This is a genomic window from Longibacter sp., from assembly GCF_051155795.1.
Lineage (GTDB): Bacteria > Bacteroidota > Rhodothermia > Rhodothermales > Salinibacteraceae > Longibacter.
This window is the reverse complement of record NZ_DAXETW010000178.1, coordinates 1-11,779: the sequence shown is the minus strand read 5'-3', so window position 1 is coordinate 11,779 and position 11,779 is coordinate 1. Positions and strand designations below refer to the sequence as shown.

Below are 11,779 nucleotides of genomic sequence, written 5' to 3'. Positions count from 1 at the left end.
AGGTGAACCCGGACGCCGCCAACGATCGAGAAGCCATTTTCCATGCCCTCCGGTGGGCGGCGCGCTGGTATTACAACCAGTTGACGGATTCAAACGGCGGCTACCGCGCACTGGAGTACATGCACGACCGCGGCTTCCTCGACCGGACGATCGCCCGGTTCGGGGTCGGTTGGGCGCCCGATCGGTGGGATGGACTGTTGTCGGCAGCCGAGGATGAGCAGATTGACGAAGAGATCCTGCATCGGGCGGGGCTGATCATTGAACGAAAGGATGGCAGCGGGTACTACGATCGGTACCGGGGCCGCGTCATCTTTCCGATCCTGTCACACGTCGGGAAGGTCCTCGGCTTTGCCGGTCGGATTCTCGACGCCGACGCCGATCAGCCCAAGTACATCAACTCTCCGGAAACGGAGGTCTACGACAAGAGCCGCGTGCTCTACGGTCTCCGGCAGGCCAAGCAAGCGATTCGGAGTGAGGAAGAGGTCCTCATGGTTGAGGGCTACACAGACGTGATCTCGTTGTATCAGGCTGGGGTTGAGAACGTTGTCGCCTCCAGCGGAACGGCCCTGACGGCGGGGCAGGTGGAGACCCTGGACCGGTATGCCAAGCGAATCGTGCTCCTCTACGACGCCGATGAGGCGGGCTCCCGAGCGGCCGTTCGAGGGATGAACCTCGTGCTACAGAATGGAATGGGGGCCTACGCCGTCGAGCTGCCGGATGGCGAGGATCCGGACTCCTTCGTTCGATCTGAGGACGCAGAAACGTTTGCGACCTACATCGAGGAGCATCGCCAGGACCTTCCGAAGTTTGCGTATCGCCGAGCCCGGCGGGAGGGACGATTTGACACCCCGGAGGATCGGGTGGAGGTGCAGCAGGAGATCATTCAAGCGATTGCAAAGATTCCGGATCGCAACCTGCGGCGAGAATATGTTCGGCGGACGAGCGACGTCCTGAACGTGCCCGACAGCGACCTTTTCCGTATGCTGGAGACGGAGGTGGCCAGGGTGCAAGAGCAGGAGCAGCGCCGCGCCCGCCGACAGCAGCGTCGCCAGCAGAACCGGCGGGGATCCACCGCTGGCACCACGGTCCAGGAGCCGGGCGCATCGTCGGTACCCCGGCAGGGCCAGACGGCAACCGGGTCGCCGGAGGGAGACCGCCCGCCGCCGCATACGGATGCTGACTATCGGGACGATGACAGCGGTGATGAGGGATTCAATGACACCGATGAGCAGGACGCAACGAACGTCTCTGCCCGGCGCGGACCGCTACCCGAGGAAAAAGTGCTTCTCCGGCTGATGCTCGACCAGGGAACGCCCATGGTGGAGTTCATTCTCGGCAATATGTCGCTCGGGGAGTTCACCGAGGGGCCGGCCCGCGACATGGTGGACGTGTTTATCGACATGTACGGAAACGACGCCGTCAAGCCGAGTCGCATCACCGACGGCGAATTCGGGGACGAGCTTCAGAACCTGGCGGCCTCCGTGATGGTCGACAAATACACGCCGTCGGAAAACTGGCGGCAGAGACAGAACATCACAGTTCCCCGCTTCAACCAGGAGCCCTACGAGGCCGGTGCCAGCGCCATGACGCTGCTCAAACTCGATCGCGTCGACGATGCGATCACCCGGCAGAAGGAGAAAATGTTCGAAGCCTCGCGATCCGAAGGAACCGAGAACTTCGGGGAGCTCCAGAAGGAAATGATGCAGCTCTATGAAATGAGGAAGCGGATCAAGCGCCGGGAGTTTCTCGACTGGGAGTAGATCGGCTCGCCGCCCAACGCCGTTTCGGTGCGGTATCCGGTCGGACGAGTGTATCCCCGTCCGGCGGATCATCCAGGTATGACGATTTGCCGGTCGTGGACCCGTCGCAGTTGCTCGACGTTTCCGATGTCCTCCACGCTTTCAGCGTACGCTCTCTACACGCGACCGCACATGGCTTCCGACTCCAATCGCCCGACCGATTCTCAGGCTCCTGATGCGACCTCTTCGTCGGAATCGACGGCTCAGGGGGACGGCTCGTCGCCCCCCGCGTCTGCCGACATATCGTCGGCCGAGGCGTCGACGTCTCCGACCGCGGACGAGCGTGTCCATTCCGCCGGAGATGCGGAAGCAGAGCGTCGCGGTGAGTCCGCGTCTCCCGCCGCTCCGGATTCGGCCGTCCCCGATTCGGCCGTCTCGGCCGCGCATCAGCCGTTTGATTCCGCCGCGCCCGCCGGCAGTCCGCTGTCGCGTGCCGTCCAGCCACAGCGTGTGCCGGAAGGTGCGGACGTTATCCACCCGAGCCTCTTCTTTAACCGTGAGCTGAGCTGGCTCGATTTCAACTGGCGTGTTCTGCAGATGGCGCGCGATCGCCGGACGCCGCTCCTGGAGCGTCTTCGTTTCCTGAGCATCACCGCGCAGAACCTGGACGGATTCATCCGCAAACGGATCGGTGGACTGAAGCGTCAAGCGGCAGCGGGCGTCACCAGCCTGTCGCCAGACGGACGGACTCCTGAGGAACAGCTGGCTCACATCGTCCGCGGTGTCCGGCCCATGTACAGCGCGCTGGGCCACACGTGGAAGCAACTGGAGCCCGAACTGGAAGAGGAAATCGGGCTTCGAGTGCAGGATTACGACGACCTCGAGGCACCGCAGAAGGAAAAGCTGGCGGCGTATTTCCGCAAAAATATCTTCCCCATTTTGACGCCGCTGGCGGTGGATCCGGGACGCCCGTTCCCGTTCATCTCCAACATGAGCCTGTCCCTGGCCGTGCTTCTGCGCCATCCGGACCGAGGGACGCAGCACTTTGCGCGGGTGAAGGTGCCGACCAGCCGCGCCCGGTGGCTCTCCCTCGACGAGCCTCTCCACTTCGTGCCCATCGAACAGGTCATCGCGCACCACGTCGACGAGCTGTTTCAGGGGATGGAGGTGGAAGGCGTGTACGCGTTCCGCGTGACGCGCAATGCCGACGTCCGCCGCGATGAGGAGGAGGCGGACGATCTCATCGAGATGATCTCCGAACGCCTGCGAGAGCGCCGCTTTGCGCCCGTCGTGCGGCTGGAGGTCGACCACGACATGCCGGAATCGGTACGGTCGTTTCTGATGGAGAAACTGTCGATCGGCCCCGAAGACGTGTACGTCGCAGACGGGATCATCGACTTCACGGACGTTCGTGTGCTCGCCGACCTGCACGTCCCCGATGATCGGTATCACAAAGCGCTGCGTTTTTCAAAGTGGACGCCGCTTACGCCGCCGCGCTTGCGCCGCGGGGTGGGTCGGGACGCCAACGACATCTTTTCCGTCATCCGCGAAAACGATCTGCTGGTGCATCATCCGTACGACTCGTTTGAGGAGAGCGTCCAGCGCTTCATCGAAGACGCCGCGGCGGATCCAAAAGTCCTCGCCATCAAGCAAACGCTCTACCGCACGTCGGAGGACTCTCCGATCGTAGATGCCTTGATCGACGCCGCCGAGAGCGGCAAGCAGGTTGCCGTGCTCGTGGAGGTGAAGGCCCGATTTGACGAGGAAAAGAATATCGCCTGGGGCCGCAAGCTCGAGGATGCCGGTGTGCACGTCGCGTACGGCCTCGTCGGTCTCAAAACCCACGCGCAGGCTGCTCTCGTCGTCCGCCGGGAGGACGACGGCTTACGCACCTACGTCCACATTTCTACCGGGAACTACAATACCCAGACGGCCCGGCAGTACACGGACTACGGTCTGTTGACGTGCGACCGCAACATCGGCTACGACCTGACGAATCTGTTTCACTACCTGACCGGATACGCGCCCGAGCAGTCGTACCGGGAGATGATCGTAGCCCCTCAAGATATGCGCGATCATTTTCTGCAGTTGATTCGCCAAGAAATCGAGCATCAGAAGGCGCATGGAACGGGTCGCATTATGGCGAAGATGAACGAGTTGGGCGATTCCCGCATCATCAGCGAGCTGTACCGTGCGTCGCAGGCCGGGGTGCAGATTGATCTGGCGGTCCGTAGCCACTGTCGTTTGCGGCCGGGCCTTGAGGGCTACAGCGATACGATCCGGGTCGTCAGTATCGTGGGTCGCTTTCTCGAGCACGATCGTGCATTTTACTTCCACAACAACGGCGATCCCAGGGTCTTCATCGGCAGCGCGGACTGGCAGCGAAGTCGCCTCGACGATCGGGTGGAGGCAGCCGTCCCGATCACGGACGAGAAGCAGCGTCGGCGCATCGTTCGCACATTGGAGCATGCTGTAAGCGATCCAGGAACCGCGTGGGAGCTGCAGCCCGACGGACGCTACGTGCAGCGCACACCGGACGACGATAAACTCGGGTACCAGGAGCGCTTGATGCAGTACGCGCAGTCCCGGAGAGAAGACTACGGCGCGATATAGGCGGCAGCCGGCCCGTCGATCTATCACGGGCAGCGGCGATTCGTCGCCGTGTCGGGCGTCCATGCGAAAACGCCGGCCAGATTGCTCTGTCGCCGGCGTTGTCGGCTGGGTGACGATGGTAGTCCGTCGTCCCGTGTCAGTCGTCGAGCGACCGTGTGTAATCGTCCAGCGGGTGGGTATCCAGCGTTTCCGGAGGCTGCGGTCGCATGCGCATCTTCCCCGTGGCGAGCGTCGCAGCCTCCGCCAGAGAGTCCCACGGGTTCGAGAGCCAGATGCGGCGGTGGGTCTGAATGATATCTAGCTGCGTCTGACGGTAGTGCGTCGGCGACTCTTCGGCGAGACGCTCGAAGGCGTCGTAGATTTTCAGAAGCCGGTCGCGGTTGTCGGTTGTGAAGCCGAACTCCTTGATGTCGCTAACCAGATTATCGTAGCGCCGGTCCCACACGGTGCGCTCGCTCTCCGACGGTAGCTGGTAGGTCTCGTCGTCGAAACGGAAGGTGGCGTGCTCGTCGAGGGCATCAACGCCGGCCTGCTCGAGGGCGTCGACACCGCCCGTCGGGAGGAAGAAGCGAACGGCTTTCCCGTCGACACTTGACACGAACCGGACGTTGTCGCTCGGGGAGAGCTCTCCATCTTCGGAGGGCGCCAGATCCAGGTGCGGGTTGAGTCCGCGGAACCGCTCGTACAGGTTTGGTCGGTCACTAACGAGGCTCCAGTTGAGTGCGTTGGTCGAACGCTGAAGGGCCGACAGAATGTCCGACAGCATCAGGGATGCGCCAGGCTTCAGCTGCACGCGCTCGGCGCGCATTGTATTGGAGAGGTCGATCGGTCGATTATCGATCGCCCGGAGGGATCCGTACGCGGAAGCCACGTAGCCGCGAGAGTACGGGCCGAAGGTCGAGTTCTCCCGAACGGTTTCAAAGCCGTCGGTGATGGCCCACATGTATGCATCCATCACGGTCGACCGCGAGTCGAAGGCGCCCGACTGCGTGAAGAACTTGCGGTAGAGCTTGTAAATGTTGCCCGGACCCGTGTGGTACGCGGAAATTCCCGGTATCTCGTGTCCAACCGCGTTCACGTATCCGCGCAGCAGCCGGAAGGCCGGTTCCATTGTCAGCAGCGGGTGCCGGTCCTCAGCAACCTGGACCCAGGATCCTTCCTCTGTGCGCAGGTTGTAGCGGTGAACACCGCTTCGCCGCAGGATGAACGGCATCATTTGGTATCGGCTGCGGGCACCGACGTGCGAGACCATGTCGTCCCGATTAAAGGTCTCGACGGTGCCGATCTCTGTGGGGAGGAGACTGAGCCCGAGGTAGTTCGTGAGACGCAGTTCGTATGCCAGGAACGGCCGGTCGCGCTCATGTGCCGCGTCAATCTGATTGGCTCGTCCCCACTTGACGGTAATCTCCTCGCGCGGCACCCCGCGGTTCTCCCACTTGTCGACGAGTCGACGCGTATGAACGCGGCGTTTCGCATCGATCGTCGGCCAGTCTACGTCGGTGCCGTTTTGGAACCGGCGCCGGTCTTCTTTCAGCACGTAGACCTCGAGCAGCTCGTGGGTGTCATCCCGCGTCACGCGGATGGTGAAGTTGTCATCCACGCCCTGACGCTTCTCGAACAGGTCGATCAGCGCGCGGAAGTCCTCATGGATTTCGTGGCGTCGGTCCCGGGGCGTAACGCCGGCACTGGCGTACATCTCCGGGGCGAAGTACGAGCTGTGGACCGCGTCCGGGTGTGTCGGAAGGTCGCGTAGCGTGAAGCGTCGCGGCGGCACGAGGGAGCTGGTGTCCGGCGACGTGCTGACAACCACAGGACGGAGGGTGCCGATCACCTCTTGCGCCATCGTTTGAAGATGGCCGGAGACGGTCATCCCGATGCCGGTGCCGAGCAACAGGACGATGGTTGCCGCGACAATGTGCCGCGGTTCGGCGTGGCGCGTAGGGGGAGTCGGAGGGCGGGGCATGATGCGATCGGCGGCGTTCGTGCGAAGGGGGCAGCAAGGCAGGCAATGCCAGGCCGCTATGCCGGGAGAGAGCACGTGGGTGAAAACGCGGGCTGACCGGGGCGGTCACAGCGCGGGGCCTGATACCGAAGGTCAAGCGAATGGGGCACAGGCTCATGGCGGGGCGGCGGACGCCTGCCGGGTTGAGCGTGCCTGTTCTACAAACATACGAAAGAGAGGCATCATCGTCTCCCGCATTCGCTCGGGATGGAACTGAAGGCCAAGAATCCTGCCGTTCTCGTGTTCGATGGCTTCGATGACGCCATCGGCGGCGTGGGCCACCGCTCGGAATCCGTTACCGAGAGACGCGATCGCCTGCAGGTGGCGCGTGTTCACGGACAGCCGGTCGGTCTGAAGCGCGCGAAAGAGCTTAGACCCGCGTTCGATACGAATCAGGTGCTGGTGGGCGCCTCGCTTCTGGCTGTGCGTCAGCGCCCCGTCGATTTCCGCTTCGACGTCGCCGTAAATCGTTCCGCCGGCGCGTGCGTTCAGGAGCTGCATCCCGTAACAGATGCCCAGAATCGGCATTTCAGCGGCGTCGCAGAGGTCAATCCAGTTCCGATCGGCGCTGGAACGGACCGGGTCCGTCGTCCCGAGATCGTTGGGAAGGGTACCAACGAGACCGTCGTCGACGGCCGGACCACCGGTAACGACGAGCCCATCGAGTCCCTCGGCGAAGGCCTCTCGTGTTTCTACCGCGCTCACCATCGGGCACGGACACGGTAACCCGCCCGCTTCCTCGATTGCGACCACATACTCTCGCCGCAGCCGCTGCTCCCCGTCTACAAATGAAGGGGTAATTCCGATTCGAGGCGCCATGGTGGGGTGTGCTCGTGAGCAATCCGTTGTGTAGATTCACCAACCAAGCCGGGTGAAAGTATTCCGCGCTGTGTTTTTTACACTTCCATCACGCTTGGATTGTTGCCTGAACCTCGCCGGTTGCGCCATTCTCGCCGCCAGGCATCCGCCAGACCTTCCGATACGGCACCGATCAAATGTCTACGGTTATATCCGGTCTCCCCCCGTTCCGGCTTCCCATCGTCGTTGAAGCCCGAGGTGTACGCGTGCGGATTCGTCCGATCACGCGTGCCGACCGGGAACGGGTCCTGGAAGGGCTGCGCCAGATCTCGAACGAGACGTCGTACCATCGCTTCTTTACGCCGCGGTTCACGCCCAACGAGTCTCAGCTTCGCTATCTGACAGAAGTGGACGGCGAACGGCACGTCGCGCTCGGCGCCGTGGATGCGGGTAACCCTGCGGAGCCGGGGATCGGGGCCGCTCGCTATGTTCGCCTGGAGGAGGATCCGACGGTCGCGGAGGCGGCCCTGCTGGTGATCGATCGGTACCAGCGGCATGGCGTCGGCGCCCTTCTGATGGCGGCGCTGAGCCGTCATGCCCACGACCATGGCGTCCGCGCGTTTCGGGCCTACGTGATGCAGGATAACGACGAGTTCCTGGACTACCTGCGCAGCCTGGGTGATGCGCGAGAAAGGGTACACGCCGGGGTCGTGGAAATCGACCTTCCGGTATATACCTGCGCCGAGGACTTCCCGGACTCCGTTGCACACGAACGTTTGCGCTGGGCCTGGCAGGCCGTGAACGCGGCGCTCGAGACCGGGGCGTAGACGGATCGGGCAACACGAGGCATGCGCGCACAGTGCATCTGCGTCGCCCGCTGGGATAGCACCGGCCGAGGTAGCGCCCGACCCGATCGGTCCGCTACCAAACGTCGAGAAGTTGAATCCGCGTGGGGTCGGTGGGCGCGGTGATATCGAGCGACAGCGTGATCGAACTGCGCTTCTTCATCACGTGGACATGACCGCCCACGAGCATGCCGCGTTCCAGACGTTCGTAAAGCGCGGACTTGATGGTGCGACGGCCCGGGCCGCTGGTCGACGAGCCGTGGATGATTTTAAGACTCGCGCGGCCCCGATCCTGCGCGAGGCGCAACGTGTCGTATGTCACATCGATCGCTTCGTCCACGGTTAACCCGTGCAGGTCTAACGTGACAGTCGAGCCGTCGTCATCGAGGCGGGGTCCAGGCATCTCGAACAAATAAAGAGGGCGGGGGTGCGGGACGCTCCGTTGTAACCGTGGCATGGCAGGCAGTTTCCCGCTGGAATCGCAGACGACACCTGCGCCCGGAGGGCAGACGCGACGGTGCTCGACGCGCGCTGCGGGACCGTGCCCGCCGGAGCCACGGTGCGTCTCTTTCCACGCGGTTTTCGGCGCGCCCGGTGATGGCACACCCAGGGGTCATCCATAGTGGCTTGTTCGGTCCATCCAAGCTTCGTACGTTCACAGACACCCAGGAGAGCGGACGACAGGCCGCCGCGGCCTCCCCGGCGCCTCCATCCCTTCTACGGACATTTTCTGCGACCAGAGACTATCCATGACCGCCATGACGCGACTTCCGCCGCTCCCGTACGAGTCCTGGATCCCGACGCGGATCGCCCTGCATCTGCGGCTCCAGATTCTGGGGAAAATCCGCATGGCGCTCCGACCCGGCCGCAATCACTGGTGGCACGTGCCACTGTATGTGTCGGCTCGCGGCATGACAACCGGGGCCATGCCCGGTCCGGGCGGGCGCCTTCTCGAGATCGAGTTCGACGTGCTCGATGATGTCGTTGCGCTGAGGACGTCGGACGGTAAAAGACAGACCGTGTCGGTTCGCGACGGGCAGACGATTCAGGCGTTCTACCGGGACATGGTCGGGGCCTTGAAGCGGCTACAGATCTCGAATCCGATCGCTGCGCCGCGACCCTTCGATGCGCCCAGCACGCTCCCTTTCGACGAGGATACCGAACATGATGCGTACGACGGCGACGCCGTGCGCCGGTTCTGGACGGCCATGACGCAGATTCAGCCCGTATTTCAGCAATTCCAGGGGCGATGGGTCGGGAAAGACACGCCCGTACACCTGTTCTGGCACAGTCTCGATCTGGCGTACACGCGCTTCTCCGGACGAGAGGCGCCGGCGTTGCCGGAGGCCGATCCGGTGACGCAGGAAGCCTACTCGCATGAAGTGATCTCCTTCGGCTTCTGGGCCGGGGACGATACGACGCCGGAAGCCGGCTTTTACTCCTACACGTATCCCGAACCGGACGGTCTTTCAGACGAGCGCGTTCGCCCGAACGGTGCAGCGTGGCGAACCGGCGACTCGGGGACACTGGCCTTTCTTTCGTACGATGCCGTACGAACGGCCGAAGACCCGGAGGCGGCGCTCACCGCGTTCCTTACGTCCACGTACGAAGCCGGTGCACAGCGCGCGGACTGGCCCGACGGCCTCGTCAGAACCGGATCGGCGCACGGTGCCGGGACCAAAACGTGACGCGGGCTAGCGTGAAGTACGCCAGCCGGCCAATGGACGCCGCCCGGGGGGAAGTCCCGGTGCACAGAAGCCTCATACGAGTTTCTTCATCATCTTGCACCGGCGCAGCCACTTCTTTTTCTTCTCGAGTTGCTGAATACTCATGTCCGACTGCGCAACATTGAAGCGTCGCTTCGCGGCGGCGTGGACGTCGCGGATGGAGACGTCCTTGCCCCGGTCCTGCAGCAGGTAGGCCAGCTCGGTGGCGTCTTCGGACAGCTCCTTGCGCAGTTCCTCCTCACGGGCGGATACGTCCATCGTGGACGGCTCCGGGCGCTCGTACGGTTGGCGGCTCACGTGCAGGGCAGAGTCCGTACCGCGGCGATTCAACTCGAGCCGGTGTGTCTCGAACTGGCTCTCGCTAACGGACGTGACCGCCCACCGGGAACGTTCGGACGGGCTCTTCGGCTCGGCCGGATCCTTGGGCGGAGATTTCTCCTTCCGCGTCCGAATGCCTTCCTGCACCTCCCGGGTCACCCAGTCCAGCGTCTGCTCCAGCCCCAGGTCGCCACTGGTGTAAACGTCACATACGTTGGTCTCTTCGCTCCAGGGGGAATAATACCGCATCCCTCGGAAAATCTGCTGCAGGGTTTTCGACTTCGCGCTGACGAGATCCAGTTTGGCGATCACGCTGATCGTTTTGATGTCCGTCCCCTCGCCGATCATGTCGACCTGCACCATCACATCGTACTCGCCGTTGCGGTATGCCTCCAGCCGTTTCTCCCGCTCATCCGACGCCACATCCTGGCCGATTCGGGTGGAGGAGAGCCACCCATAGCGTCGTTGCATAAAGTCGAGCACCTCCGCCGCATGGCGATTGCTCATGCAAATCACGAGCATCTGATGATTCCGCCCGCCGCCGTCCCTGGACCGAAGCGTGCCTTTCATCTGGGCACGCTTGGACTGGAATCGCGCGACGGCCGGGCCGAGAAGCGAATCAAGGTACACGTCGTGGAAGCGTAGCCGCCGGCGCGCGAAGTAGCGGTCGATGTCCGCATCTTCCCGTTTGATGTCTTTCAGCTCGGCCAGCGTGAACTCTACCTCGCGCCCCGAGTCTTCCTCGACCATCGTGATGGAGTAGTCGATCACGTGTGCTTCGACCCGCTTCAGGATTCCTCCCTCGGCGTGTGCCTGGCGCAACGTGACCTCGTGGAGCGCCCGGTAGAACTGGTCCTCCGATCCGTCTTCGCGGGTGACGGTATCGTGGGGCACGCCGAAGAGCGGCTGGCCGTCGCTCCGGATCGGCGTGCCGGAGAGGCCGACGAGCGAGTTGTACGGGAGGTTGTCCACGGCCGCCGACCACGCTCCTTCTTCCGGCAGGTGGTGAATCTCGTCGAGCACGAAGAGGGGGCGACCCTGCTTGCAGTAGCGCTTCAGGTCCCGATTGCCGGAATCGCCGCAGGCGTACTGGTACGTCGCAATGACGATCGGGATGTTCGCATTCTTGAGGTAGACCCGGCTGCTGTCGGCGACGCAAAAGGGGAGGGGGGGCTGGCCGATCCACTGTAGCATGCGCGCCATCTCTTCCGGGTCGGCGTACTGGTCGCGCAGGTTTCCCCGGGGTACGAACACGACCAGCCGGTCGCAGATGCCCATCGACCGGGCGACGGCAAACGAGCCGAGCGCTGTCAGCGTCTTTCCATATCCGGGAACGAATACGCCGAGATGGTCGCGCCGGCCCTGGTCGTAAGCCTCAGCGAGTCGATCCAGAAAGACGTGCTGTCCGTCGCGGAAGGAAAAGCCGGGGGCCGGGTCGATGCCGGGGATTTCGGCAGCGGGACGGACGCTTTCGGCCGCAGGCGTTTCGGCCGCAGGCGTTTCGGTCTCGGACGAACGGGATGCTTCGGACGGGGTCGACGCGTTCATGCAGCGAGGGGGGCAGTCACTTCGACACGGCAGAGTAGAGATCGCGCAGGCTGGGCCATCTGCTCGACGGTTCGACGCCCGGCACGGAGACTGCGATCAAGGTCGCAGCCTACCGCAAGGTGTCTCCAGCGCGTTCCACAAAGGTACGGTACGGGGCAGCAGACGGTAAAGGGTTCAACATGACGCTTT

8 protein-coding genes are annotated in these 11,779 nt (G+C 63.3%); 4 read left to right on the top strand and 4 right to left on the bottom strand.

Going from position 1 to position 11,779, the window contains the following annotated elements:
• Both dnaG and ppk1 read left to right on the top strand, forming a co-directional pair.
• Nucleotides 1-1,760, top strand: a 1,760-nt coding sequence (gene dnaG / locus ACFCU0_RS16310; RefSeq protein WP_434974748.1) for a DNA primase, incomplete at its 5' end; no start/stop codon positions are given.
• Between the two features lie 171 nt (nt 1,761-1,931).
• A complete protein-coding gene (ppk1, locus tag ACFCU0_RS16305; RefSeq protein WP_434974747.1) occupies nt 1,932-4,352 on the top strand; it encodes a polyphosphate kinase 1 in 2,421 nt (806 codons plus the stop codon).
• Nucleotides 4,353-4,488: 136 nt separating this feature from the next.
• On the opposite strand, the gene ACFCU0_RS16300 is transcribed toward ppk1, so the two are convergent.
• Nucleotides 4,489-6,315 carry a hypothetical protein gene (locus tag ACFCU0_RS16300; protein ID WP_434974746.1) on the bottom strand — a complete coding sequence of 609 codons (1,827 nt, stop codon included), beginning with the start codon at nt 6,313-6,315 and terminating at the stop codon, nt 4,489-4,491.
• A 153-nt stretch (nt 6,316-6,468) separates the two neighbouring features.
• Nucleotides 6,469-7,173: a gamma-glutamyl-gamma-aminobutyrate hydrolase family protein gene (locus ACFCU0_RS16295; RefSeq protein WP_434974745.1), complete on the bottom strand. Its 705-nt coding sequence runs from the start codon at nt 7,171-7,173 to the stop codon at nt 6,469-6,471.
• Between the two features lie 176 nt (nt 7,174-7,349).
• On the opposite strand from ACFCU0_RS16295, the gene ACFCU0_RS16290 reads away from it, so the two are divergent.
• A complete protein-coding gene (locus ACFCU0_RS16290) occupies nt 7,350-7,979 on the top strand; it encodes a GNAT family N-acetyltransferase (protein WP_434974744.1) in 630 nt (209 codons plus the stop codon).
• 94 nt (nt 7,980-8,073) lie between these two features.
• Here the strand turns inward: ACFCU0_RS16290 and ACFCU0_RS16285 are convergent, their stop codons facing one another.
• Entirely contained in the window at nt 8,074-8,400 is a 327-nt protein-coding gene (locus tag ACFCU0_RS16285; RefSeq protein WP_434974743.1) for a Smr/MutS family protein, read from the bottom strand.
• 355 nt (nt 8,401-8,755) lie between these two features.
• Between ACFCU0_RS16285 and ACFCU0_RS16280 the strand changes: the two genes are divergently transcribed.
• Nucleotides 8,756-9,685, top strand: coding sequence for a DUF5996 family protein (locus ACFCU0_RS16280; protein WP_434974742.1), 930 nt, complete (start codon nt 8,756-8,758; stop codon nt 9,683-9,685).
• A gap of 72 nt (nt 9,686-9,757) precedes the next feature.
• Here the strand turns inward: ACFCU0_RS16280 and ACFCU0_RS16275 are convergent, their stop codons facing one another.
• Entirely contained in the window at nt 9,758-11,590 is a 1,833-nt protein-coding gene (locus ACFCU0_RS16275) for a DEAD/DEAH box helicase (RefSeq protein WP_434974741.1), read from the bottom strand.
• Between the last annotated feature and the right edge of the window lie 189 nt (nt 11,591-11,779).